The organism is Bradyrhizobium oligotrophicum S58, from assembly GCF_000344805.1.
GTDB classification, from domain to species: Bacteria; Pseudomonadota; Alphaproteobacteria; order Rhizobiales; family Xanthobacteraceae; genus Bradyrhizobium; species Bradyrhizobium oligotrophicum.
Genome location: NC_020453.1, coordinates 3,131,603 through 3,156,890, shown reverse-complemented (window position 1 = coordinate 3,156,890; position 25,288 = coordinate 3,131,603). Strand labels below are relative to the sequence as shown.

General features: G+C 66.0%; 25 protein-coding genes and 1 riboswitch. Of the genes, 5 read left to right on the top strand and 20 right to left on the bottom strand.

Going from position 1 to position 25,288, the window contains the following annotated elements; translation table 11 throughout:
- The 8 genes from flgE to S58_RS38140 form a co-directional block, all read right to left on the bottom strand.
- Positions 1-1,239 carry a flagellar hook protein FlgE gene (flgE, locus tag S58_RS13750; RefSeq protein WP_015665932.1) on the bottom strand — a complete coding sequence of 413 codons (1,239 nt, stop codon included), beginning with the start codon at positions 1,237-1,239 and terminating at the stop codon, positions 1-3.
- A gap of 22 nt (positions 1,240-1,261) precedes the next feature.
- Positions 1,262-1,927 carry a flagellar hook assembly protein FlgD gene (locus S58_RS13745; protein WP_042339430.1) on the bottom strand — a complete coding sequence of 222 codons (666 nt, stop codon included), beginning with the start codon at positions 1,925-1,927 and terminating at the stop codon, positions 1,262-1,264.
- 448 nt (positions 1,928-2,375) lie between these two features.
- A complete protein-coding gene (locus S58_RS13740) occupies positions 2,376-2,648 on the bottom strand; it encodes a hypothetical protein (RefSeq protein WP_015665929.1) in 273 nt (90 codons plus the stop codon).
- A 233-nt stretch (positions 2,649-2,881) separates the two neighbouring features.
- Entirely contained in the window at positions 2,882-3,307 is a 426-nt protein-coding gene (locus S58_RS13735; RefSeq protein ID WP_015665928.1) for a flagellar export chaperone FliS, read from the bottom strand.
- Positions 3,307-5,019 (bottom strand): flagellar filament capping protein FliD, encoded by a 1,713-nt coding sequence (gene fliD / locus S58_RS13730; RefSeq protein ID WP_150112232.1) that lies wholly within the window; start codon positions 5,017-5,019, stop codon positions 3,307-3,309. The genes S58_RS13735 and fliD overlap by 1 nt, the downstream gene beginning before the upstream one ends.
- Positions 5,020-5,080: 61 nt before the next feature.
- Positions 5,081-5,905 carry a flagellin gene (locus S58_RS13725; RefSeq protein ID WP_015665926.1) on the bottom strand — a complete coding sequence of 275 codons (825 nt, stop codon included), beginning with the start codon at positions 5,903-5,905 and terminating at the stop codon, positions 5,081-5,083.
- Positions 5,906-6,043: 138 nt separating this feature from the next.
- The gene (locus S58_RS13720) at positions 6,044-6,745 is read right to left on the bottom strand and encodes an RNA polymerase sigma factor (protein WP_015665925.1); all 702 of its coding nucleotides are present in this window, start codon (positions 6,743-6,745) and stop codon (positions 6,044-6,046) included.
- Positions 6,742-6,951, bottom strand: a complete 210-nt coding sequence (locus S58_RS38140; RefSeq protein ID WP_160167597.1) for a hypothetical protein — start codon at positions 6,949-6,951, stop codon at positions 6,742-6,744. The genes S58_RS13720 and S58_RS38140 overlap by 4 nt, the downstream gene beginning before the upstream one ends.
- 712 nt (positions 6,952-7,663) lie before the next feature.
- On the opposite strand from S58_RS38140, the gene S58_RS13715 reads away from it, so the two are divergent.
- On the top strand, positions 7,664-8,998 hold the full coding sequence (locus S58_RS13715; protein WP_015665924.1) for a hypothetical protein: 1,335 nt from the start codon (positions 7,664-7,666) through the stop codon (positions 8,996-8,998).
- 19 nt (positions 8,999-9,017) lie between these two features.
- Positions 9,018-9,743 carry a formyltransferase family protein gene (locus S58_RS13710; RefSeq protein ID WP_015665923.1) on the top strand — a complete coding sequence of 242 codons (726 nt, stop codon included), beginning with the start codon at positions 9,018-9,020 and terminating at the stop codon, positions 9,741-9,743.
- A 1-nt stretch (position 9,744) separates the two neighbouring features.
- Here S58_RS13710 and bluB read toward each other — a convergent pair whose 3' ends face one another.
- Both bluB and S58_RS13700 read right to left on the bottom strand, forming a co-directional pair.
- Positions 9,745-10,401, bottom strand: a complete 657-nt coding sequence (gene bluB, locus S58_RS13705; protein WP_015665922.1) for a 5,6-dimethylbenzimidazole synthase — start codon at positions 10,399-10,401, stop codon at positions 9,745-9,747.
- The gene (locus S58_RS13700; RefSeq protein WP_015665921.1) at positions 10,398-11,738 is read right to left on the bottom strand and encodes a cobyrinate a,c-diamide synthase; all 1,341 of its coding nucleotides are present in this window, start codon (positions 11,736-11,738) and stop codon (positions 10,398-10,400) included. The genes bluB and S58_RS13700 overlap by 4 nt, the downstream gene beginning before the upstream one ends.
- Positions 11,739-11,785: 47 nt before the next feature.
- On the opposite strand from S58_RS13700, the gene S58_RS13695 reads away from it, so the two are divergent.
- Complete coding sequence (locus tag S58_RS13695) at positions 11,786-12,916, top strand: cobalt-precorrin-5B (C(1))-methyltransferase (protein WP_015665920.1); 1,131 nt, start codon at positions 11,786-11,788, stop codon at positions 12,914-12,916.
- Here S58_RS13695 and cobM read toward each other — a convergent pair.
- From cobM to S58_RS13680, 3 genes are read right to left on the bottom strand one after another with little or no spacing between them, the layout of a single operon-like run.
- Positions 12,886-13,647, bottom strand: a complete 762-nt coding sequence (cobM, locus tag S58_RS13690; RefSeq protein ID WP_015665919.1) for a precorrin-4 C(11)-methyltransferase — start codon at positions 13,645-13,647, stop codon at positions 12,886-12,888. The two genes, S58_RS13695 and cobM, sit on opposite strands and share 31 nt — an antisense overlap.
- Positions 13,644-14,060 carry a cobalamin biosynthesis protein gene (locus S58_RS13685; protein WP_042339423.1) on the bottom strand — a complete coding sequence of 139 codons (417 nt, stop codon included), beginning with the start codon at positions 14,058-14,060 and terminating at the stop codon, positions 13,644-13,646. Before S58_RS13685 ends, cobM begins: the two co-directional genes overlap by 4 nt.
- Complete coding sequence (locus S58_RS13680; protein WP_015665917.1) at positions 14,039-15,274, bottom strand: bifunctional cobalt-precorrin-7 (C(5))-methyltransferase/cobalt-precorrin-6B (C(15))-methyltransferase; 1,236 nt, start codon at positions 15,272-15,274, stop codon at positions 14,039-14,041. Before S58_RS13680 ends, S58_RS13685 begins: the two co-directional genes overlap by 22 nt.
- Positions 15,275-15,288: 14 nt before the next feature.
- Between S58_RS13680 and S58_RS13675 the strand changes: the two genes are divergently transcribed.
- On the top strand, positions 15,289-16,062 hold the full coding sequence (locus S58_RS13675) for a cobalt-precorrin-6A reductase (RefSeq protein ID WP_015665916.1): 774 nt from the start codon (positions 15,289-15,291) through the stop codon (positions 16,060-16,062).
- Here the strand turns inward: S58_RS13675 and cobJ are convergent.
- Genes cobJ through S58_RS13640 form a run of 7 tightly spaced genes read right to left on the bottom strand, consistent with a single transcriptional unit; the run spans position 16,026 to position 24,343 of the window.
- Positions 16,026-16,793: a precorrin-3B C(17)-methyltransferase gene (cobJ, locus tag S58_RS13670; RefSeq protein ID WP_015665915.1), complete on the bottom strand. Its 768-nt coding sequence runs from the start codon at positions 16,791-16,793 to the stop codon at positions 16,026-16,028. The genes S58_RS13675 and cobJ overlap by 37 nt on opposite strands.
- On the bottom strand, positions 16,790-17,548 hold the full coding sequence (locus S58_RS13665) for a precorrin-2 C(20)-methyltransferase (RefSeq protein WP_015665914.1): 759 nt from the start codon (positions 17,546-17,548) through the stop codon (positions 16,790-16,792). Before S58_RS13665 ends, cobJ begins: the two co-directional genes overlap by 4 nt.
- Entirely contained in the window at positions 17,545-18,177 is a 633-nt protein-coding gene (locus S58_RS13660) for a precorrin-8X methylmutase (protein ID WP_015665913.1), read from the bottom strand. Before S58_RS13660 ends, S58_RS13665 begins: the two co-directional genes overlap by 4 nt.
- Positions 18,170-19,450 (bottom strand): precorrin-3B synthase, encoded by a 1,281-nt coding sequence (gene cobG / locus S58_RS13655; protein WP_015665912.1) that lies wholly within the window; start codon positions 19,448-19,450, stop codon positions 18,170-18,172. Before cobG ends, S58_RS13660 begins: the two co-directional genes overlap by 8 nt.
- Entirely contained in the window at positions 19,447-22,869 is a 3,423-nt protein-coding gene (gene cobN / locus S58_RS13650; RefSeq protein ID WP_015665911.1) for a cobaltochelatase subunit CobN, read from the bottom strand. Before cobN ends, cobG begins: the two co-directional genes overlap by 4 nt.
- A 20-nt stretch (positions 22,870-22,889) precedes the next feature.
- Positions 22,890-23,927, bottom strand: coding sequence for a cobalamin biosynthesis protein CobW (gene cobW, locus S58_RS13645; protein WP_015665910.1), 1,038 nt, complete (start codon positions 23,925-23,927; stop codon positions 22,890-22,892).
- A 26-nt stretch (positions 23,928-23,953) separates the two neighbouring features.
- Complete coding sequence (locus S58_RS13640; RefSeq protein WP_042339419.1) at positions 23,954-24,343, bottom strand: DUF1636 domain-containing protein; 390 nt, start codon at positions 24,341-24,343, stop codon at positions 23,954-23,956.
- 174 nt (positions 24,344-24,517) lie between these two features.
- Positions 24,518-24,710: riboswitch (cobalamin riboswitch) on the bottom strand.
- Positions 24,711-24,743: 33 nt separating this feature from the next.
- Here S58_RS13640 and cobU point away from each other — a divergent pair.
- A complete protein-coding gene (gene cobU / locus S58_RS13635; protein WP_015665908.1) occupies positions 24,744-25,280 on the top strand; it encodes a bifunctional adenosylcobinamide kinase/adenosylcobinamide-phosphate guanylyltransferase in 537 nt (178 codons plus the stop codon).
- Positions 25,281-25,288 lie beyond the last annotated feature (8 nt).

The window sequence follows — 25,288 nt, the reverse complement described above, 5'->3', positions numbered from 1 at the left end:
TCACCTCATCGACGAGATCAGGGTGTCGTACATCTTGTTGACGGCCGAGACCACCTGCGACGCCGCCGAATAGGCCTGCTGGGCCGAGATCATGTTGCTGAACTGGCCCGTGGTGTCGGTCGTGCTCGACTCCAATTCGCTGCCGTAGATGGTTCCCGCACCATTCTCGCCGGATGCCTGCAGGGTCGCGTTGCCCGACGTCGCCGTCGACGTGTACATGCCGCTGCTATGTGCCACGAGACCATTGGGATCGGAGAACGTCGCCACCGCGATCTTGTAGATCGGGACGGTCTGGCCGTTGGAATAGGTCGCCTCGACGAGGCCGTTCTTGCCGACCGAAATGCTGCTCAGCGTGCCGAACGAGATGCCGTCGGAATTGGCGCTGAAATTGGAAACGCTCGGCGTCGTGCTGCCGGACGACAGCTGGGTCAGACCATCAGTGCCGCCGCCCGTCGTGCCGAAGCTGAGCGCGATCGAGCTCGCCGCCGCGCCGTTGTTCCAGGTGATGCCGAGATTGGTCGAGGAGACCGTGCTGAGGGAGCCGTCCGAGTTGAAATCAATCGTATAGGTGCCGCTCGTCACGGTCCCGTCCGAAGCCGTGGCCGGCGCGACATCGGCGGTCCATTCGTTCGCCGTCGCCGACTTGGTCCAGGTGACGTTGAGCGTGTGCGACTGGCCGAGCGAATCGTACACCGTCATCGAGCTGCTGAACGTATCCCCGCTTGCAGCATCGGCCGGCAGGTTGGCCGCCAGCGACGTCTTGGTGGTCGCCCCGCCATTGGTCAGCGCGACCTTGGTATTGATCGATTCGAGCCCGTTGCCGACGACATTGCCGCTCGCATCGGTGCGCCATCCCTCGATATAATAGCCGTTGTTCTCGAGGTAGCCGGCATTGTCGGTCGTGAAGGCACCATTGCGGGTATAGAAGGTCTCGCCGCCTGCCGAGGTCGAGTTGGTGGCGACGAAGAAGCCGGAGCCCTGGATGGCGACGTCCGTCGCATTCGTCGTGGTCGCCAGCAGTCCCTGCTGGGTGATGTTGGACCGGCCGGAGACCGACACGCCGCCGGACGAATAGGCCTTCGAGCTGCTCGACGCCGTCACCAGCTGCTCGAACATTCCGGATGTGGTCTTGTATCCGGTCGTGTCGGCATTGGAAATGTTGTCGCTGATCATGGCGAGCGACGAGCTCTGCGCGTTGAGCGCCGAGATCGCCGATGAAAGGGCCCCAGAAAGACTCATGATTGTACTCCGAATGAAATCGTCAGGAGGTGACGCCGATGATGTTGCTGGCGCTGACCGGAACGCCGCCAACGGTGAGCGAGGGCGTGCTGGTCGAGGTGTCGATGCCGGTGACAGTCCCGGTGATCGTCGTGTAGTTGAGAACCGAATTTCCGGCGGAGTCCGTCGCGGTGACCGAGATCGTGTACTGGCCGCCGTCGCTGAGCTGATTGCCGCTCGAATCCTTGCCGTCCCAGGTGATCGAATTGGAGCCCTTGTTGCCGGTGCCGGTTCCGGTCCAGACCGTGCTTCCGGAGGAGTCCTTGATCGAGATCGAGACGTTCGACGCGGCCGACGAGAGCGAATAGCCGAACGTCGCCGAGCCGTTGGACAGGACGGCGGTGTCCGTCTTGGCCTCGACGGTATGGCCGATGTAGTTGACCGAGTTGAGCGTCACCAGGCTGGAGAACGAGCTGGCAAGCGAAGTCATGCTGGTATTGAGCGATTGCTGCGAGGTGTAGTTTGCGTACGACGTCATCTGGTTGATGAAGTCGGTCACGCTCGTCGCGTTGAGCGGATCCTGGTTCTGCAGCTCGCTCACCAGCAGCGTCAGAAAGTCGCTCGAGCTGAGCGTCGTGCGCGACGTATCGCTGGATGATGAGGTAGATGAGGTGGTCGCGGTCGACGAACTCGCAGCGGAAACGTTCATGGCAGAAACTCCGGCTCTCGCCGCGAACATCGGCGGGACACAGCACGACCACGCGGTCGTGAAGGCGTTTGCTGATCAAACGGCCGGAGCGCCGAATCCAGGCGCACAATTAGTCGGTCGAATTAGTTGATCCGACGGCAGAATTTGCCGCCACGCAGTTAGGCAGAGGCGGCAAAAATCGCCTGGTCCGAGGCACCGATCTGCATCGGCAGCGCGGCCTGGCGGCGCGCCCCGCTATGGACAGGACGAGACCAGCAGAGAACATGGGCGGCGTGACCGCTTCAGACCGGCGGCAACGATCGAGTCGTCACGGCTCGCGTCATTGCTCCCGCGCGCGATGGTTTCGTGCGCAGACGAGTTCGACGATTTTAGGAGATGACAGCCGTGATCGGGTTTCGACGCCCAGCCGCTCAGATCCAGCCGGCGGGAGCACGGCCCCGGCTAGGGCTCAGCCGGGCTGGTGGGCGTCAGCCGAGGCGGTTGTCGCGTCGTCCGGGGTCAAACGGTTGGCCGCAGCCAGGATGCGGGAGGCCAGGCCGGCCGGTGCGCGAACCGGCGGGGACGACAGCGCCTCGCGAACGAGGCGAGCCTCCGACAGCAAGCGCTCAGCTTCGGGAGAGGACGCAAGCAGATCGGTCGCCGCCTGACGCTGCTCCGCCGGCCATTGCGAGATGTCCTCACCCAGCCGGTCGATCAGATCCTCGAATTCCCTGACGTCCATCGTCCGCTCAATCCAGCGTTTCCAGGATCGTCATAAAGCATTCAGCCCGCAAACGAAATTGATATCGGCGATTATGACGATCGATCGCGGCCAGACGCGGCAAACTCCGTAATTTTCGGGACGCGTATGCACCCAGCGCTGCACGAGATACCGAACATGCGAGCCAATGCAGCCTATTTCTGATCGGTTTCCCGAGATTTCCGCACCGCAGCAGCCACGCGATTCGACCGAAACTACCGGCGGTTGGCCGAATCACCCGTCGTTCGCGCGCCCCGTGCGGCCGCGTCGACGGCCTCCCAGGCCCCCCGCAACTCCAACAGGCTTTCGGTGATCCGCTGGAAATTCTCCCGCATGTGAGGTCGGCCGTAGGCCCGCAACGCTGCCACGATCAGGGCGTTGTAGGTCCCGAACAGCTGGTCGGCGACCGCTCCGCCACGCACGGAATCGAGGTGCAGGCTCAATCCGCGCAGGATCGCTGTTGCCCGGGTCAGATGGGCGTGCCCCTCCTCGAAGCGGCGCGCCTCCTGCGCCTGCAAGGATTTCTGCAGGTAGCTCATCGCCCCGTTGAGCAGCATGATCACGGCGCGTAGCGGCGGAACCGCCACGGCCGCGCCGCGATAGGCCTGACTTGCAAATTGCGCCATCGAACTCTGGGTCATCAGTTACTCGAACTCGAATTGAGAAGGGCTTTCAGATAGGTCAGCGTGTTGTTCGCGCTCTCGATCGCCGCCTGATACTTGGCGTATTGCGCCGTGAGCTGGGTCTGAAACGTCGCAGCCGAGCTCTTGATGTCGTTGACCTTGGCCGTCATCGTCTCGTCCTGTGACGTCAGACTGTCGATCAGCGTCTGCAGCGAGCCGGTGCTGGACGAGGCGGTCTTCGCAATCTGGTAGATCTGCGTGGCGAGCCCCTGGGTCGAGGTCACCGTGATCGATTGCGAGGTCGAGCCGGTGTAGGTGAAAGCCATGCCGGCATAGATCGTCCCGGAATTGCCGACGATCGTGTTGCCGCTGACGGTGAACAGCGAGCTGTCGCCGCCGACCGAAGCCGCCGTCAGGCTGCCCGACGAATCCACCGTGAGATCCAGCGTGAAGGATTGCGGCGACGTGCCGGTATTGACGACGCTGAGCTGGCTCGACGATGTCGTCGTCTGCGCCGACAGCAGCGTCGTCACACCGCTCAGATTGGTGCTGAGGATCGTCGACAAGGTCCCCGTATCGAGCGCGAGCTCGTTCTTCTCGTTGAACGACAGGCCGAGGTCCGCCATCGTCAGCCCGCCGACGGAGGTTCCGAGCACGGCCTGAAGCGTGTTCATGATGTCGCGCATGGTGCCGTCGCCGAACAGCACCGAGCTGGACGAGGCCGTCCCGTCGGAGTTGGTGGTCTGCTGCGCGATCACGGCATCGCGGAACGCATTGTAGTTGGTGACGAAGGTCTGCAGCGCCGACGAGATCTGGCTCGTATCGGTGCCGATGCTGATGTTCAGCGTCGTTCCGGACGGCGTCGCCTGCAGCAGATCGAAGGTGACGCCGCTGAGCACGTCGGTGATGTCGTTGGTGTTGCGGGTCAGGCTGATGCCGTCGAGGGTGAACTGCGCGGCCTGCGCCGTCTGCAGCACCGAGGCGAATGCTCCCGAGCTGTCGGTCACCCCGAGCTTGTTGAGGATGTCGTCGCCGGACGAGCTCGCATAGGTGATGTCGGCCGCGTCCTGCGTGCCTGTCAGCACCAGCTGATAGGATCCGCTCGACACCTGGACGATCGAGGCCTCGACATTCGTGGTGGAGGTCTGGGCGTTGATGGAATCGACGACATCCTGCAGCGACATGCCGCTGGTGATCGTGATGTCGGCCGTGCTGCCGCCGGACAGGCCGAGCGAGAACGTGCCGGAATAGCCGAGCGCCGAGGTCTGGCTCGACTGCGCAGTTCCGGTCACCTTCTGTGCGGTTGCGACCTGGCTGATCGTCAGCGTGTGGCTTCCGGTCGCCGCGCCATTGTTCACCGACATCGACAGAGCCGATGAGGCGCTGACGTCGCCGGTTGCGCTGATCGTGGCTGCCCGCGTTGCAAAAGCATTGGTCGCGAGCGAATTCACCATCGCCGTCGCCAGCGACGACAATCCCGACGACAGCGTCTTCAGCGCGGTCTGCAGCGTCTGATAGGCCGTGATCTTGGCTTCGTTCGTCGTGATCTTGGTCGAGATCTGGGTTGCCGCCGTGAGCTTGGCATTCACCGCCGACTGGATCAATGCGGTCCAGTCGATCGTGCTCGTGGTGCTCGTTCCGGACGTGGTGAGCGAGTTCGTCGAGCTCGACGAGGACGAGGAAGACGATGTCGTGCTGCTCGTGCTCGAGGTCGCGCTGCTCACGGTCATTCGTCGACGTCCTCCAAAACAAAGGCCGGACCGGCACGGCGCCGGCCCGGCAGATCACGTCTCAGCCCAGCAGCTTCAAGAGGTACTGCGGGATCTGGTTCGCGGCGGCTTCCGCCGACACGGCGGCCTGGGTCTTGACCTGGGCCGACGACAGCTTCGCCTGCTCCGAGGCGATGTCCACGTCCTTGATCGCCGAGTTGGCCGATTGCAGATTCTGCGTCTGCGTCGAGATCGAGTCGGCCGAGAAGTTGAAGCGCGATTCCTGCGCACCGATGTCGGCGCGGGCCTTCGAGACCGTGTCGATCGCGGTGTCCAGCGCGGTCACGGCCGCGGTCGCACCGGTCTGGGTGCTGACGTCGAGCGAGGAGACGCCGAGCGTGCTCGCAGTGAGGTCGGACAGCGTGATGTTGATGGTGTCGGAGGCGGAGGAGCCGACCAGGACCGAGACGCCCGACGAGAAGGTGCTGGTGCCGTCAAGCAGGCTCTGGCCGCTATAGCGCGTGCCGGTCGCGATCGACGTGATTTCGCTGGTCAGCTGCGAGAATTCCGACTGGATGTAGGTGCGGCTGGTGCCGACCGTGGTGCCCGATGCCGACTCGGAGGCCAGCGACTTCATGCGGGCCAGGATGTCGCTGATGTTGGAGGCGCCGCCATCGGCGGTCTGCAGGATCGAGGTCGCCTGCGCGGCGTTGGTCGCGGCCTGCTGCAGCGTGGTGATGTCGGAGGAGATGCGGGTCGAGATCGCAAGACCTGCGGCATCGTCGGAGGCCGAGGTGATCCGCGAACCGCTCGACAGCTTCGAGAGCGAGCTCGTTTCCTGGCTTGAATTGATGTTCAGATAACGGACGGCCGAGTTGGCCGCGATGTTGGTGGAAATTGCGGGCACGGTGAGGACTCCTGAGTGATCGGCAGGACACGCCGGATCGTGGAAGGACTGACGGTGCGGATCAGCCCCGTCTGATCGATCAAACGGAAGCGCCTGCCAGGATCAGGCGGGATTTCTCATGCAACGCGAACTTTATAGTTAGCAATCGGTAAAGGCGCCGCGAATGTCGCGCTCGTGCCGCCGCAGCATGTCGCGCAACTGCTGGCGTCCGCGCTTCAACAGCGACTCCACAGCGGCCACCGTCGTGTCCATCACGTCGGCGATCTCACCGTTGCTCATGCTCTCGTGATACGACAGGATCACGGCGATGCGCTGCTGCTCCGTGAGGCGCTGCATCGCAGCTTCCAGCAGATTGTTCATCTCGGCACGTTCGATGACGCTCGCGGCATCGGGCTTGCCGTCGGCAACTTCCGGCACGACATCGACGTTCTCGGTACGCGGCTTGCGGCGGATATCGATGCAGCGGTTGCTGACGACACGATACAGCCAGGTCGAGAACTTGGCGCGACCATGCTGCCAGCGTCCGCGATGCGTCCAGACCTTCAGCATCGTGTCCTGAACGACGTCCTCGGCGTCAGCGGCATTGCCGACGATGCGGAGCGCAATCGCATAGGCACGATCGATATGACGCTCGACCAGCAGACGAAATGCGAGCTCCTCCCCGGTTGCCAACCGGTCGAGCAACTCCTTGTCCTCGTCGAAGACGGCGGTGTCGCTCGGCACGGAGTCCGGAACGGTGCTGGCCGACTCGCTCCACGGCACCGTCGCAACGTCCGGTGACGCCGGCTCTTTCGAAGATACGCCATCGGCCGGGGCCCAGACGTCCAGCGCGTAGCTCATTTCCGAATCTCCAACCCGCAATGCCGACGGCGCAGTTCGCAGACGGCTTCCGATCGTTGAACGGCGCGACCGAAAGAACCAGGCGGAGTATTTGCGTTATTTTTCAAACGCTTACGTGGAATGTTTTGCCTAGGACCGGGCAAAATCTGCCGCACGTCGATCGGGCGGCCGGCGATCATGGAGGAGAAGAGGCCGATGGTCGGCATGGCAGGGATTCATTCCAGAGGACGAATTCATCAGAAAACGCAAGCTGCAACGCTTACTAACAACATCCGTGGAGCGCACCGCGACACAAGAAAGACGACAGTTGTGCGAATCCAGAATCTCTCGCGGAGCGATCATCGCACCCGGCAATTTTTTCCGAATCACCTCGACGAAACTATCTCATTTTTCGACTCTGTCAGTTGCCGCCGACGCGTTTTTTGAATCGCATGACGATTTTTTGCGATGTCGTGCGCCTGATCTTGCGAGATCATACGTTGTAGTAGCTGACAGCGATGAAAAGCGAAGCGGTCGACACCCGGTGTCGAGCGCCATGAATGCATGCGAGCTACACGCAACGTTTCTTCTGCGCCTCTGTTTGTTGCTGGATGTTTCGAACGTAACGTTCTGCATCATACGATGTCGCGTCACAGGCAGAAGCAAGGGAATCGAAGATCTGGACCAGAGGCAACGACTATGGACCATATATAACTGTCAGGCAGGTCCCACATCATCCAACCGGTGGACGTCCTGGCACGAACTTGATTGTTTGCGACTGCCTCGAGCAACACGCCGGCAACATTGCGAAACGAAACACGCGCGTTCCGTGCCGATGACCGGAATCACACTCATGCGAGCGCAACGCCACCGATGAGTCCGCGATCGACGCGCCTGATTGGCCGCCATTGTCCGTTCTATAGTGCAGGAGGACCCGGCATGACGCGGAAAGTTTCGAACGCCCTCGACGACGATCCGGTGCGAGCCTTGCGCGCTGACGGCATCAGGCTCGGCAGGCAACAGGGACGTCGCCTGCAATGGCTCTCGCAGACGTTCGGCCCGATAGTCCACTGGAGCGGCGATGCTCCGCCTCGTGGCGGGCGTACCATCATCGTCATCGATCCGCCGACGGGCGCAGGTGCCGAGTTGCTCTACAACGCGCTGACGGCTTACGACGCAATCGTGATCCCGTTCGGCGAAAATCCCGCCTTCGACTTCCTGAAATCGAAGCTGACCGAATTCGGCACCGTCGGCGCATCGGCAGACGGCCCGCACGAATTATGGTGGGGTGGCCTCGACTGGCATGTGCCGGACGCAGCGCCCGCGGCGGATGCATTGCGTGTCGTGTCGTGCCATCCCAGGACTGTCGGTGACTTGCACACCTATCATCTCAGGCGCTCGCTCGAGCGGCTCGGGATCGCGTTCGACATCGAAGCGGTCGATGGTCACTCCAGTGGACGGCTGACCGCTGCAGACAAGGCCGACTTCATCGCGCGGATGTGGCAGCGGCACCGCGAGCCGCTGCTGTATGTCGACGCGGACGTGATGTTTCAGTCCGCCCCGGACATTCCTCGCCTGACAGGCTGCGATCTTGCCGTCCACAAGTGGAACGGTTGGGAGATGTCGGCGCGCACCCTCTATTTCGGCCGCTCGAAGGCTGCCGAGGCCGTGCTGACGACCTGGCACGACCTCGCCTCCTCATGCCCGGACGTCTGGGACGGCTACCTGATCGATCAGGCCTGGAGCGCCGTGACGTCCCAGATCGCGCTCGACACGGTTTGGCTTCCCCGCTCCTACCATGCCGTTGCGGGTGAAGCCGGCGTCCGGAACGCGACCATCGTCCACAACCTGAAGCCGGCGAATGCCGACCTTGGTCCAGATCCGGACTTCGCCGCGGTGGTCCGATCACCCAGGCGAGCGGGGCGCGTCGGCGCTTTGGAGTCGCTGCTCGTCGTCAGCTCCAAAGCGGAATCCGACAAGGCCGTCACGGTGATCCTGCGCGACGTCGAAAGCAGCGGCGCGCGCGCCACAGCTGACAGCATCGAGAGGCTGACGAGTGCCTTCGTCGCGGATTGCGGCGGCTTCGCCCGCCTCGAGCTCTCGCTGTGTTCGTGGCAGCCGGAGGTCCGTATCGCGCGGGAAGCCGCTTTCCGCGCGGACAACACCGTGTTCGAGATCGTTCCCGGTCAGGAGCTGCCGGCCAACCTGTTTCAAGCGATGGCCGCCGCAGAGGCAGCACGCCACCGCGACAACATCCAGACCTCCCGCCGCTGACGCCAACGAAGGGCCGATCATGTTCGACACCATCATTCTTCTCACCGGCAGCCGCGACCAGCAGCTCGCGCTCACCGAACTCCTGAGGGCGCACAATTCTGCACTCGCGTTTCGCTTCGCGGTCAGTCTGCAGGACCTCGAAGCCATCGAGCGCGACGTGCTCGGCAGATCCCGCCTGCTTGCCTTCACGACCGGCGTGATCGTTCCTGCGGCCATCCTTCCGGCGCTCGGTTACGGCGCCTACAATTTTCATCCGGCCTCGCCGGACTATCCGGGCTGGGCACCGGCGCATTTCGCGATGTATGACGGCGCGACGAGCTTTGGCGCGACGGCCCATGTGATGGAACCGCGTGTCGACTGCGGCGCGATCGTCGGCGTCGAGACGTTCGACATCCCCCGCGGCGTGGATGTTCGCGGCCTGGAGCAGATGACGTTCGTGCGGCTCGCCTATTTGTTCTGGCGGATGTCGCACGATCTCGCCTGCCACGCCGGCCCGCTGCCGGCGCTCTCCGCCAATTGGAGCGGCATCAGAAGCACCCGGCGGTCGTATGCCGCCATGTGCGACATGCCCGCCGACATCGACGCCGCCGAGATGACGCGCCGCATCCGCGCCTTCCACGACGATTTCCGCGGCATTCCGCTCACCATCAATCTGCACGGCATGCGGTTTCAGCTCGCTGGCGCCGAAGCCGCAATGGCCGAGCCAATCACGGTGGACGCGCCGGCATTGGCGCTGGCATCATGACCTAGCGCCTGAGCGGCTTGATCACCGTCTGGTCGAGCCGCGTTTCCCAGCCGTGACGTTCCAATTCGGGATCGTCATGCTCTTCCTGCGGCCAGCCGACACAGAGATAGGCGATCAGGCTCCAGTCGGGCGGCAGCTCGAGCTCCCGACAGACGGCCGCCGGATCAAGGATCGACACCCAGCCGACCCCCAATCCTTCTGCGCGCGCCGCGAGCCAGAACGTCTGGATCGCGGCCACGACCGAGTAGCGCAGCGTCTCCGGCATCGTGGCGCGGCCAAGACGATGGCCGGTCGCGGCGCCCTCGTCGGCACAGACGACGAGATGGACGGGCGCCTGCGTCAGGCCTTCCAGCTTGAGGCTCGCATAGAGCGCGCGGCGCTCACCAGCATAGCCGGCGAGCGCGGCCTGGTTCGCGCGCTTGAAATTCTCGATGATCGCCGCGCGGCGTTCGGGACTCTCGACCAGCACAAAACGCCAGGGCTGGCAGAAGCCGACGGATGGCGCATGGGATGCAAGAGCCAGCAACTGCTCGATCAGTTCGGGGGAAACCCAATCGGAGCGGAAACGCCGCACGTCGCGACGCCAGCGCACCAGTTCGGCAAAGCGTTGCCTAAAGGTGGCGTCGAATTGCGGAGGGGTCTGGTTCTGGTCGCTCATGCGCCCTCGCCGCTCAGGACATGCAGAAACGATCCCGTCACCGACCCGCGGCGAGCGCCACGCTCGGCAGTGGCATGACCCGAGGCATCGCGGCAATCGATCAAGGGATCGTCAGCCTCGCTCAGGATCGTTGCATAGTGAAATTCGTGACCATGGACACGCGCCCCCGCCTGGCCGAGGGGGCAGTCGGCCAACAGGGTCGCCTGGCGATAGCCGAGATGCAGGCGGCGGCGGGCGAACGAGGTTTCCAGCGACAGCAGCCCGGCCATCGCGTGCCGGACTCCGTGGGCATCTTCGAGGCCCGCCCCCAGCATCATGTAGCCACCGCACTCGCCATGGATCGGCACGCCGCGCGAGGCCATTGCGTTGAGAGCATGGAGAAACGACTGCGCCGAGGCCAACCGTCCGGCATGCAATTCGGGATAGCCGCCCGGCAGCCAGACCGCATCGACTGCGGGATCAGGAGCCTCGTCGTTCAACGGCGAGAACGGAATGATCTCCGCGCCCTGGGCGCGCCAATGCCGCAGAAGATGCGGATAGCTGAACGAGAACGCCGCATCCGAGGCCAGCGCGATGCGCTGTCCGGGCGGCCTGATGCCAAAGCCGGATGTCTGCGCGGCAGCGGCGGTGCAGCGTATCGGTTGCGCGAGTGCAAGCACCGCGTCCAGATCGACGGATGTGGACATGCAGGTTGCGAGACGCTCGAGATGGGCCTCGATGGCCGTGATCTCCTGGGCCTGGACCAGGCCGAGATGCCGTTCCGGCAACGTCAATTGCTCGTCCCGCGCCAGCGCGCCGAGCACCCTGATCCCGACGGTCGCGAAGGCCGGCTCGATCAGCGCCCGGTGCCGCTCGCTCGCGACCCGATTGAGGATCACGCCGGCCACGTGAACATCGTCGCGAAAACGCGCGCAGCCGAGCGCGACGGCAGCGGCGGTCTCGGTCTGCCCGCTGACATCGAGAACCAGCACCACCGGCCAGCCGGTCAAAGCCGCGAGATCCGCGGCCGAGCCTCGGCCCGCGCGGCCGGGCCGGGGTGCGCCGTCGAACAGGCCCATCACGCCCTCGACGACCGCGATGTCCGAGTCGGCGGCAACGCCGCAGACGAGGTCCAGGAGCTGCGGCCGCGACATCGCCCAACCGTCGAGATTGTAGCTCGTCCGATTCGCAGCGGCCGTGTGAAACGCGAGATCGATGTAGTCGGGCCCGCACTTGAACGGCTGCACGCGCGTGCCCCGCCGGCTGAGAGCCCGCAGCAGCCCGAGCGTCACCGTCGTCTTGCCGGCGCCCGAACGCGGCGCGGCGACGATGATCCCATTGGGTGCCGCCATGGTCATGGCCGGGGCTCCGCAATGTCCCGGCAAAATGTGCTATGCGAACGGGCATGATGGGAACCGCGGATCCGTCGAACCGACCGCTGAAGCGTGGCTGGACCACCGGCAGCTGCGCCACTGCGGCCGCGCGCGCCGCTTATGAGCTGCTGGTCACCGGCAACTGTCCCACCATGGTCGAGATCGCCCTGCCCGGCGGACGTCGTGTCAGCTTTGCGGTGGCAATGCATGAGGCCGACGGCGCCGGCGCGACCGCGGGCGTGATCAAGGACGCCGGCGACGATCCTGACGTCACGCACGGCGCGCTGGTCAAAGTGACGTTGCGGCGCGGTGCAGACAACTCCGGGGTGACGTTTCGCGCAGGCCCGGGCGTCGGTACCGTTACGCGGCCTGGACTGCCGCTGCGGCCGGGAGAGCCGGCGATCAATCCGGTGCCGCGTGAGATGATCGCGGCGGCGATCGACGAAGCCGCCGCAGCGCTCGGCGGGGCGCGCGACGTCACTGTCGAGATCTCCATTCCCGGCGGCGAGGAACTCGCGAGGAAGACGCTGAACCCGCGGCTCGGCATCGTCGGCGGCCTGTCGATCCTCGGCACCACGGGAATCGTCGTGCCGTTCAGCTGCGCGGCCTGGATCCACTCGATCTATCGCGGCATCGATGTCGCGCGCGCCGCCGGCCTGCCGCACATCGCCGGCGCGACGGGAAGCACGTCGGAGAAGGCGGTGCAGCGGCTCTACGAACTCCCGGAGACTGCGCTGATCGACATGGGCGACTTCGCCGGCGGCATGCTGAAATATCTGCGCCGCCATCCGGTGCCCCGCGTGACGGTGGCCGGCGGCTTCGCCAAGATGACCAAGCTCGGACAGGGCCTGCTCGACCTGCATTCGCGCGCCGGCGAGGTCGATCTCGGCTGGCTCGCGAACACGCTGCATGACGCGGGCGCGCCGGCCGCACTGGTCACGACCGCACGCACGGCCAACACCGCGCTGCAGGTGCTGCAGGAAGCTGACCGGGCCGGATTTCCCGCCGGCGAGGTCGTTGCGCAGGCCGCGTGGCAGACGGCGCGCCGTGCGCTGGGCGACAACGAGATTGCGCTCGATGTCGCGGTGTTCGACCGCGACGGACGGCTGGTCGGACGAAGTCACGGCCAGGCTCATTCGGCCCTCCCGCGAAAGCGCCGCTGATAGTCGGCATCGTACAGCGCGCTGTTGCGAAAATCCTCGGCCGCGAGCGCGCGGCCGACCAGGATCAACGCGGTGCGCTCCATCGCGGCTGCTGCGACCTGATCGACGATCGTCGCGAGCGTGCCGGTGACGATGCGCTGATCCGGCCAACTCGCGCGATAGACGATCGCGACCGGACAGTCCTGGCCATAATGTGGGCGGAGCTCATCCACGACCTTGTCCAGGACATGGATCGAAAGATGGATCGCCAGCGTGGCGCGCGATTGCGCGAACAGCGACAGCTGTTCGGTCTCGGGCATCGCGGAGGCGCGGCCGGAGGTGCGCGTCAGCACCACCGATTGTGCAAGCCCCGGCAAGGTCAGCTCGCGCCCGAGCGCGGCTGCTGCCGCCGAGAATGACGGCACGCCCGGTGTGACCGTGTAGGGAATCTTCAACTCATCCAAGCGCCGCAGCTGTTCGCCCAGCGCGCTCCAGATCGAGAGGTCACCGGAATGCAGCCGCGCGACGTCCTCGCCAGCGGCGGTCGCCCGCACGATATCGGCCATGATCTCGTCGAGCGACAGCGGCGCCGTGTCGACGATGCGCGCGCCCGGCGGACAGTGATCGAGCAGCGCCTTCGGAACCAGCGAGCCTGCATAGAGACACACGGGGCAGCGTGCGATCAGGTCGCGGCCCCGCACGGTGATCAAGTCCGGAGCGCCGGGGCCGGCGCCGATGAAATGCACCGTCATCGGCCGTCCTCCGCTGCGCCCTCACCCGCTGCCAATGCACAGGTCGCGGACGCATTGGCCAGCCGCGGCAGGATCAGCCTTGCATTGCGGCCGGCCGCAGCGAGCGCTGCGGTCTCGGCGACGGAGGGCACGCCTTTGAGACGCTGCACAAGATCGCTCCGCGTGACGGCGAGATCAGCGACCGCCATCAGATCATTCTCAGCAATGCCACGGAGAGGCCGACCCAGCCGTTTCGCGGCTTCGATCACGCCCGGCTCGCGCATCTTGTCTCCGGCGGTTGCAATCACGGCAACATCTCCGGCGGCAAGACGCGCCGCCGTCAGCGCCTCAGCGATGACCGCCTCGATGAGATCGGCACTCGTATCGCGGCGGCAGCCGATCCCGAGCGCGATCATGGCTTCGTCACCCGCCATTGGGTCACCGGCATGGCCTGCCGCCAACCATGCATCCGGCCGACCGGCTCTATGCGCGACACGGCGACGCGGATCAACTCACCGCCGTGCCGGTTGAACAGATCGATCAGCCGCGCCTCGCCTTCGAGCGAGATGACATTGGCCACGAGCCGGCCGCCGGACTTCAATTTCGACCAGGCGCCTTCGAACACACCCTCCTCCGAAATGCCGCCGCCGATGAAGACCGCATCCGGTGGCGCGATATCGGCCAGCACGTCAGGTGCGCGACCGACCACCACCTTCAGCTCGGGAGCCCCGAGCGCAAGCGCGTTGCGCATGGCACGATCGGCACGGTCCTGCCGTGCCTCGATGCCAACAGCGCACAGCGAGCCGTGGCGCAGCAGCCACTCGATCGCGACCGACCCCGACCCCAATCCCACATCCCACAACAATTCACCTGGACGTGGCGACAGCGCCGACAACGTCACGGCGCGAACATCGCGCTTGGTGATCTGGCCGTCATGTTCGAACAGATCATCGGCAAGGCCAGATGAGAGCGGGATCAGCGGCGCATCGGGCCCGGCTTCGACTTCGATCGCGAGCGTCGTGAGTGGATGGATATCGGACAGATCAAATTCATCGGCCAATGCACTGCGCACACGCTCGTGCGGGCCGCCGATCGCTTCCAGCACCGTCAAACGCGAGCGTCCCATGCGGCGTGATGTCAGCAATGCCGCAAGCTTCGCCGCCGTCGACCCGTCCCGGGCCAGCGCCAGGATGCGCGCGCTCGGTGTGAGATGACGGATGATGCCTTCGAGCGCGCGGCCATGCAGCGTGACCGGAGCCACGTCCTGCAGCGGCCAGCCGAGCCGGGCCGCTGCGAGGCTGAAGGCCGAAGGTTGCGGCAGGCACAGCATCTCCCCGGGCTCGAAACGCTGCATGAGCTGCTTGCCGACGCCATAGTTGAAGGGATCACCGCTCGCCAGCACGACGACCGGCTCCCCCCTGCGCGACGCGATCTGATCGAACGCCAGCTGCAACGGGCTTGGCCATGGCAGCCGCTCGCCCTCGATCAGCGACGTCGCGAGCTCGAGATGACGCGCTCCGCCGGCCACCAGTACCGCCTGCGCGATGAGACGGCGCGCCGGCGCCGCGAGACCGTCGACGCCGTCCTCGCCGATGCCGATGATGGACAGCCAACGCGCTACGTTGCAAGTTGCGGCCGGATTCACCATGGACCGTGCCCCGCATGCGCATTCTCATTCTCGGCGGGACGACCGAGGCTTCGGAGCTGGCGCGGCTGCTGGCCGGCGACGATCGTTTCGAGGCGACGCTCTCGCTCGCCGGCCGCACGGTCTCGCCCAAGCCACAGCCGCTGCCGACGCGCATCGGCGGCTTCGGCGGCATCTCCGGATTGGAGGCGTGGCTGCGCGATCATGCGATCGAGGCGGTGATCGACGCGACGCATCCCTATGCCGACCAGATCTCGCGGCATGCCGTCGCGGCGTGTCGCGCGACCTCTGTGCCGCTGGCTTCGATCCGGCGCGCAGCATGGCAGCGCCAGGACGGTGATCGCTGGATCGAGGTCGACAGCGCGGAAGCCGCGGCCTCCGCGCTCCGAGCCGCCGCTGCGTGCGTGTTCCTGAGTCTTGGCCGGCTGGAGCTCGCCGCCTTTGCCGCAGCTCCGCAGCATCACTACATCGCCCGCACGATCGATCCGCCCGGCGACATCCAACTGCCACCGGAGATTCGCTTCGTCTACGATCGCGGGCCGTTCGACGAAGCGAAGGAGCATGATTTTCTCACGCGCGAGCGCATTGCCTTCATCGTCTCGAAGAACTCCGGCGGAGCTGCGACCTATCCGAAGATCGCAGCCGCGCGGCGGCTCGGCATTCCCATTGTCATGATCGCACGGCCCGACAAACCGCATGGCGTTGCGCTCGACAATGCGCGCGGCGCCTTGCTCTGGCTGGAGGACCAGCTTGCTCATGCACCGCCCTCGACTTCGCGGCGCAAGGTGTAGACGAACGGCGACTTGCCGTCGCGCGCTATCAGGCGCGTCGCCGTCGATCCGATCAGGACGAGCGTGCGCATGTCGGCCTTGTCGGGATCGACCTCGCCCAGCGTCGTGATGATCCGTCTGACATCGCCGCTGCCCGCGGCGCGCACCATGACGACCACGGTCGACGGCGGCTTGATCTGCCGCAGCAGTGCGAAGGCCTCGCCGAGCTGATGCGGCCGCGCCTTGGACAGCGGATTGTACAGCGCGATGACGAAGTCGGCCGCAGCCGCAGCCTCCAGCCGACGCCTGATCGTGGTCCAGCTCTTGAGATTGTCGGACAGCGAGATCGCGCAGAAATCGCCGCCCAGCGGCGCCCCGACCTCGGCCGCGGCGGCAAGCATCGCCGTGACGCCAGGCTCGACACGGATGTCGAGATCTCGCCATTCTAAAGGACCCGCCTCGACCGCCTCGAACACGGCGGCGGCCATCGCGAACACGCCGGGATCGCCGCCTGACACCACCGCGACATGCCGTCCATCGCTTGCAAGCGAAAGCGCATGGCGCGCGCGATCGAGTTCGACGCGATTATCGCTGGCGTGACGGATCTGCCCCGGATGGCTCGTCGCCACCCTGTCGAGATAAGGCCCGTAGCCGATCAGATCGGTCGCCTCGGCGATCGCGGCCGATGCCGCCGGCGTCATCAGTTCGGGACGACCGGGGCCGACGCCGACGATGGTGAGCGTGCCCGTCACAGCCGGCGCCCCTGCCCGGGGATCAGGATCATCGAGAAGTACGGCCCGCGCTCCTGCTCCACCTCGGCCAATGGCGAGACGCGCTGCGCCTCCATGGTCCCGCGCTCGACATACACGGCGCGATCGAGCAATCCGGCGCTGACGATCGCACGCTTCACCTTGGTGAGATTGCGCCCGACCTTCATGATCACGGCGGCCTCGCAGCGCGTCAGCCGATCATGCAGCACGTCCTCGGCCAAGGTGCCCGGGAGCACCGAGAGGATATCATCGCCCCAGGTGATGGGAACGTTGGCCTTGGTCCAGCAGCCGGACATTCCCGTCACGCCGGGAACGACCTCGACCGGATGATCGCGCTCCAGCCGCCGCCACATATGCATGAACGAGCCATAGAAGAACGGATCGCCTTCGGAGAGCAGGCCGACGGATCGGCCTGCAACGAGATGCGCCGCGATGCTGTCGGATGCGCGATGATAGAAGTCGCCGATCTGTGCCTGGTAGGACGGATCGGCGACCGGGACTTCTTCGGTGACAGGATATTCCAGCCGCAGCTCGTGACGGCCGGTTCTCATCAGGGGCGCCACGATCCGCCGCGCGTTGCCCTCAATGCCGCGCTTGGCAAAGAACGCCACGACATCGACGGACAGGATCAGTCCGGCCGCGCGCAGCGTCAGATAACGTACATCTCCCGGACCGACTCCGATGCCGTAGAGCGTGCCGGCGTTAGCCCCGCCAGCGATGGTCTCGAGCAGGCTCATTCGACGTCGCTCGCGATGGCATTCACGGCGGCGACGGCCATGGCGCTGCCGCCCTTGCGGCCTTTCACGATCAGATACGGCACGCGGCCATCGGCCGCGAGCGCCTCCTTGGATTCCCGCGCGCCGACGAAGCCGACGGCCGTTCCGATCACCGCGGCCGGCCGCGGCGCGCCCTGGTCGAGCATGTCGAGCAGATGAAACAGCGAGGTCGGCGCATTGCCGATCGCGACCAGCGCGCCGGCAAGATGCGGGCGCCACAGCTCGAGCGCGGCCGCGGACCGCGTCGTCCCCAGTTGCGCCGCGAGCGCAGGCACGCTGGGATCATCGAGCGTGCAGATGATCTCGTTCTTCACCGGCAGCCGGGCGCGGGTGATGCCCTGCGCCACCATCTTGGCATCGCACAGGATCGGCGCGCCGCGATCGAGCGCGGCCCGCGCCGCCTTGGCGAAGTGCTCGGAGATCTCGATGTCGGAGGTAATCTCGACCATGCCGCAGGCATGGATGATGCGCACGGCGATCTTCTCTTCCAGCCCGCGAAAGCGCGACAGGTCGGCCTCCGCGCGGATAGTCGCAAACGAGCGGCGATAGATCTCCGCGCCATCCTTGATGTAGTCGCGCAGGTCAGACATGGGCCTTCTCATTGGCTTCGAACAGCCCATTTCCCGTCAGGTCGAGGCCGGCCGGATCGAGGATGCCGCAGGGCGCGCTCTTCACGGTGCCGTTCCGTACGACGTGATAACCGTCGCCCTCACCGACGAGGACGACATCGGCGGGCGCCGAGCGCGCGCAGCCCTTGGCGCAGCCGGAAACGTGCAGGCTGCCTGCGAAACCCGTGCGAGCCATTGCGCCGGCGAGCATTCGGGCGTGCTGCCGTGTGGAAAGCGCGGTCGACGGACAACGGCCAACGCCGGAGCAGGCATCGACGCGCATCACCGGGTCGGCGTCGTCGACGATCAGGCCGAACTCGGTCGCATCCGCAACGAGCCGTTCCGCGCTGCCCGGGTTCGCCGCGACATACAGCGTGCGCCACGGCGACAAGCGAACCTCGGAAATCCCGTAGGTCGCGAGCAGAGCCGCGAGCCGCGCCAAGCTCTCGTTGTCGATCCGGCCGAACGGTGCGCCGAGACCGACGGCACAGCTCTGCTCGGTCAAAGGAATGAGTCCCAGGCGCCGCGGCGAGGCAGCGGATGTAGCCCCGGCGGTTTGCTCGGAAGCATCCAGACCAAGCTCGGCCCCAATGGCGGCGAACGCATCCGATGGCAGTGCTGACGAACGGCGCGTCGGGCTGCGCTGGAGCACGATGGCCGCGAGCTTTGCCGCTGCAGGCGCAGCCTCGGCGACAGCTGTCTTCCCCAGCCACGTGCCCCCATCCGGACCAGCAAAGCCAATGGCGATGCGACGTTGATCGCCTTGGCCGCAAGCCACGAGACGAACATCCGCCGCGAGCCGGGTCAGCGGCAGCTTGCCGCCGCCATCCAGCGCAAAACTGAATTTGGCCGGCAGCGCACGCAACCCTTTGTCCGCCGCGAGCCGGCTTTCCAGCGCGGCAGCGACCGGGCGCATGTCGACGATTTCCTCCGGATCCATTCCTGCCAGCGGGTTGACGACGATGTTGCGGATCGCCTCCAACTCGGCGCTGTCGTCGAGCAGTTCGAGCGCGGCCATCAGCTCCCATAACGGCGCCAGGGTCTCCGGGGACACGCCACGAATTTGCAGATTGGCGCGGCGCGTCAGATCAATCTGGCCGTTGCCGAAGCGCTGCGCCGCCTCGGCAAGTTGACGCAAGGCTGCGACCTTCAAGGCCCCGCCATGCGGCCGGACGCGGACGATCAATCCGTCGCCGCTCGGCATCGGCCTGCGCGCCCCCGGACACCAGCCCTTGATCTCCACCGCTACGGTCACGGCACCCTCCCCGTTTGCATCAGGCGCGCGCGCGCGACAGCGAGCTCGTCAGCGACTGCGTTCCGGCGCGGCACCCACAATTGCCGGCGCAGCGCATCCTCGAACCGCGAGACGATGGCGGCGACCGCCGCCGGATTGCGCGCGACCATGCCATCCAGCACCGCCTCGTCGCACAGCAGCGCCCCATGCGCCAGATCAAACAGATGCTCGGGAACCGTGTCGGAGGTCGCGGCGAAGGCGTAGAGCGCGTCGATCCCTTGCGCGATCTCGGCGACGCCGCGGTAGCCATGCGCAAGCATGCCGGAGATCCAGCGCGGATTGGTGAGACGGCCGCGCACCACGCGGGCGATCTCCTCGCTGAAGCTGCGCGCCTTCGGCGCCTCGGGACGGCTGGTGTCGAGATGCAGCAGCGCAGGTGATGCGCCGAGCACTTCAGCGGCAGCCGCAAAGCCACCGGCAAAATCGGCGACCTCCTCGCCGTCGAGCAGATCGCGCTCGCGGTCGTCCTGCGCATGCACCAGCGCATCGGCGACGCGGACTCGGTCGCGGAACGTCTCGGCGGCAGCGAGGCCCTCATGCGCGCCACCGAAACTATAACCCGTGCCATCGAGATAGGCCTCGCCGAGCTGCGAGCGGCTTTTCCAGGTCATCCCCAGCGCGAGGTCGGCGGCCACGGCGCCGTAGCTGCCGGGCGCGCCGCCAAACACGCGCGCGAGACTCTCGCCACGCCGCCGCGCCGCGGCCAGCGGATTGTCGGCATCGTCCTCGTCGAGTGACGCCACCTTCTGCACGGCGAGATCGAACAGCGCGATCTGCGCTTCGAACAGATCGCGGAACAGCCCCGACACTCTCAATGTCGCATCGATGCGCGGCCGGTCCAGCATCGCCAATGGCAGCACGTCGACGCCGGTGACACGATTGGAGTTGAGATCCCAGCGCGGGCGCACACCGAGATAGGCCAGCGCCTGGGCAAGATCGTCGCCCCCCGTGCGCAGCGACGCCGACGCCCAGAGATCGAGCACCAGGGAGCGCGGGTATTCGCCGTGATCCTGCAGATAACGCCGGATCACCTCGTCGGCCGCGCGTACGCCGACCAAAGCGGCGGTGCGGGTCGGGATTGCCCGCGGATCGATCGCGGTCAGATTGCGCCCGGTCGGCAATACATCAAGCCGGCCGCGGCTTGGTGCGCCGGCAGGACCAGCGGCGACGCGACGGCCGTCCAGCGCGGCGAGCAAGGCGCTGCCCTCAGCGGCGGCACTCGCCTCGATCCGGCATGCGACGTCGACACGATCAATAGTGCCGCCCGCCTGCCCGGCCGCCGCCGTGATCGCATCGGTGAGCAGACCGGCCGCTGCGGCGTCCGGCCTTTGCCCGAACACGTGCAGACGATCGCGCACCGCCAGATCCTTGATGTCGCAGAGCTGGGCGTCGAGCTGCGCGATCGCCTCGCGGCCGCTCATCGTGCGGTCGAGCCCACAATCGGCAGCCAGGCCGCTCTGCCAGGCCCTGGCGATGATCTCGTCTTCCAGCAGTCTCAGGCGGCGTTTGTCGAGACCGTCGGCCTCGGCATATTCCTCGACCAGCCCCTCCAGTTCGAGCAGCGGACCATGCAGACCGGCCTGCGCCAGCGGCGGCGTCAGATGCCCGAGTGTCAGCGCCGACAACCGCCGCTTGGCCTGCATCGCCTCGCCGGGATTGTTGACGATGAAGGGATAGATCACCGGCAGCGGACCGAGCACAGCCTCAGGCCAACAATGGCGCGACAGCGCCAGCGCCTTGCCCGGCAGCCATTCCAGCGTGCCGTGGGCGCCGAGATGGATCAGCGCATCGATCTTTTCGACTTCGCGCAAATACGCATAGAGCGCGACATAGGCATGTCGCGGCGGCACGGTCGTGTCGTGATAGCCGGACTTGCGATCGGCACGGCTGCCACGATCAGGCTGCAGCAGGATCGAGAGCTTTCCCGCGCGCCGCACCGGAAAGCGAAACGCGCCATCGCGAAACGCCGGATCGGCTTCCACCTCGCCCCAATTGTCACGCAAGGCGCGCTGCAGATCATCCGGCAACAGCGCCAGAGCGTGCTGATAGTCAGCGAGCGGCACGATGAACTCGTCTGCGTCGCCGCGCAGCAGCGCTTCGACATCTCCGGCGGCGGGAGCTGCGTCGCCGAGATCGTACCCCGCCTCCGCCAGCAGCCGCGCAATGCCAGCCGCGCTTTCGCTGGTGTCGAGTCCGACGGCATAGCCGCGGCGGCCGCCGCGCGCCGGATAATCCGACAATATCAGCGCAACGCGGCGCTCACTCGCAGGCAGCACCCGCAATTGCGCCCATCGCGCCGCGAGCCGCGCGACATATGATATGCGATCGGGCTGCGGCACATAGCGCACGGCGCCGAACTGCAAGCGGTCATCCACCGCGGCCTCGCCCTTGAACGCGATCGGGCGCGCCAGCAGCCGGCCGTCGAGCTCGGGCAGCACGACATTCATAGCGAGATCGGTCGGCGACAACCCGCGCAGCGAGGACGCCCACGCCTCTTCGCTGCTCTGCGCCTGCACGATCTGCAGAACCGGCGCATCGGCGACATCCAGGACGGTGGTGCCATCATCGCGCAACGCCGAGAACGCAGTGGCATTCAGGATGACCGCGGGACGCCGCTGCGCGATCAAGCGCGCCAGCGGCTGGACGATGCTGGGATCCTTCAGGCTGGTCACCGCGACCGCGACGGCGGCAACCCCCTCGCGCTCCAGCGCCCGCATCAGCTCGGCGATGCCCGCCGTGTCGGCGGCCAGCAGACTGGCGCGATAGAACACGATCAGCGCGGTCCGCCGTCCATCCTCGGTCCAACAAAGATCGTCGATGGCGACAGCACCGCAGTCCGGCACGAAGCCGACGATCGACCCGATGGCGACCGGCTCGGCGAATTGCGTGTCACGGCCGAGCAGCGTGGCGAGATAGCGCAGCGCCTCGCGCGCATTGCCGACGCCGCCCTCGTGCAGGTAGCCGTAGAGCCGCGACGTTGCGTCTTGCGGCAAGGTCGAGAGCTCATCGAGCCTGTCATCGGCGCGGTCATCGCCTGGCAACGCTGCAAACACGATGTTGCGGCTGCGGCAGGCTGAGGCGATGCGTTCCAGCCCGTAGCGCCAATAGTCGAGCCCGCCGAGGCAGCGCACGACGACCGCGCGCGCGCCGAGCACGACCTTGTCGATGTAGAGATCGACCGACATCGGATGCTTCAGCCGCTTCAGGCTTGCGAGGCGCAAGCTCGGCAGCTCGGTCGAAGATGCGGTCCAGGCCTCCGCGAGCGCCGACAGATCGCTATCGGAGAACGACAGCAGGACGATCTCGGCCGGCGACTGCGCGAGATCGACGGCCTGTTCGAGGTCGTCGAGATCAGCGCCGGATGTCGCCAGGAGGTGCATCGCCCTTGACCTCCCTTGGCCTATCCCGTGATCAGGCTCTGGATCGCGGCCGCATCGAGGCCGCGCTCGCCGATCACCACCAGCCGTCCCTGCCGCGATTCGCCTGCGCGCCACGGGCGCTCGAACTGGTGCTGGATGCGGCTGCCGACGGCCTGAACCAGCAGGCGCAGCGGCTTTCCCGCGATCTCGACGAAGCCCTTCACCCGCAGCACGTCGTGCGCATCGACGGCCGCAGCGATTCGTTCGACGAGCGCATCCGGCGAGGCCTGCGCTGGCACGTCGAGCACGAAACTCTCGAAATCGTCGTGATCGTGCTCGGCCTCGTTGTCGTGATGCGAGGGGCGCGCCGCGAGATCGCCTTCCGCCGCGGCACCGAGTCCGAGCAGCACCGATGCGGACAGCTTGCCGTGCTCCGTCGCGATCACCTTGACGGCGCGCTGCACCTTCGCCGCGATCTCGGCGGCGACATTCTTGCGCTGCTCCTCGCTCATCAGGTCGCTCTTGTTCATGACGACGAGGTCGGCGCACAGCAGCTGGTCTTCGTAGACCTCCTCGAGCGGATTGTCGTGATCGAGCGAAGCATCGCTGGCGCGTTGCGCAGCGAGCGCCTCGGGATCATCGGCGAAGCGGCCAGCAACCACAGCCGGGCCATCCACGACTGCGACGACACCATCGACGGTGACGCGCGTCGCGATCTCCGGCCAGTTGAAGGCCTGCACGAGTGGCTTCGGCAGCGCCAGCCCCGAGGTCTCGATCACGATGTGCTCGGGCGGCTCCTTCTGATCGAGCAGACTCCGGAGTGCGGGCACGAAATCATCGGCCACGGTGCAGCACAGGCAGCCGTTGGACAGCTCGACGATGCGATCCTCCGGACAATCCGGCACGCCGCATCCTTTCAAGATGTCGCCGTCGATGCCGACATCGCCGAACTCGTTGACGATGATCGCGAGGCGCCGTCCGTTGGCGGTCTCGATCAGGTTGCGCACCAGCGTGGTCTTGCCGGCTCCGAGGAAACCGGTGACGATGGTGCAGGGCGTCTTGGCGAACGATTTCGTCATGGCAGCGATGCCTCTCGTATCGGGCTTCAAGCGAGCGTTGCCGGAACGCGCGCGATGGTGTTCTTCCTGATGTATTCGGGACGTTCCCGCCACGCCGGCAGGCCCGCTTCGTGCTGCTGATGCAGCCGCGCGAAGGCCAGCACGTCCTGAGCGTGCACGTCCGGATCGAGCGCGCCGAGCACATAGGTCCACTTGCCGGGCGCGGTCACCGCAACCGTGCAGGCGCGATTGCAGTTCGACAGGCATTCGACCGGAACGACCGCAAGAGACGGCCGCAGCTCCGATGGCACCGCTTCGATCGCCGCGAGCAGCCGGGCTCCGGCCCGCGGCTGATCATCCGACGTGTTTTCGCCGGCTTGCGCGCGACAGGTGATGCAGACGAACAATGTCGTCTCGTTCTTCGCTGATACCGACATCCGTCAGACGATCACGCCGCGGGCTTTGATGAACCTGGAAGGGCTGCAGAGCATGGCCGTCTCCGTCGCTTCCGGACCCTGGGAGGGTTCCGTAAAATGCGCTGCATCCGACGGCATCCCACCCATCCCGGCGGGATCAGAACCAGCATCGCGACTCCCCGCGCGACGGGTCGGCCAACAGCAATCTCGACGGCAGGTCTCCTGGCTTTCGGGTCGCTGCATGGGGCCACCTTCCCGGTTTCCCAGTGGTGTCTTGGCCTCACACTCGCCGATTACAGTTGCGGGGGCAGCCACGGCCTTGGGTCAAGAACCCGCACCGTGTTCCCTAAATCTCTCCTTTCGGAGAACCGTCATCTGTTAGATACGGGTCGAGTCCAAGCCCGTCAATCGGAATCGTCCCATGGCCCCTGCCCCGCCGCATCCCGCCCTGCCGCGCCTGACGCTGGTGCTCGGCGGCGCGCGCTCGGGCAAGAGCCGCCATGCCGAGGCCCTCGTCACCGCCCTTCCTCCGCCCTGGACCTATGTTGCCACGGCGCAGCCGTTCGACGCCGAAATGACCGACCGGATCGCCCAGCACAAGGCGCGCCGCGCCGAGGGATGGCGGACGCTGGAGACGACGCATGATCTCGCCGGCCTCGTCCGGACAAGTGGAGATTCGGACACGCCGATGCTGATCGATTGCCTGACGCTCTGGCTCAGCAATGTGATGCTCGCCGACATGGACGTTCCGGCCAGATGTGCCGAGCTGATCGATGCGCTCGGGAGCGCGCATGGCCCCATCGTCGCCGTGTCCAATGAAGTCGGACTGGGGATCGTGCCCGACAACGCGCTCGCGCGCGCCTTTCGCGATGCGCAGGGGCGACTGAACCAGAACGTCGCGGCCTTGGCGGATCGCGTGATCCTGATGGCGGCAGGACTGCCGCTGACGTTGAAGTAACGAGGAGA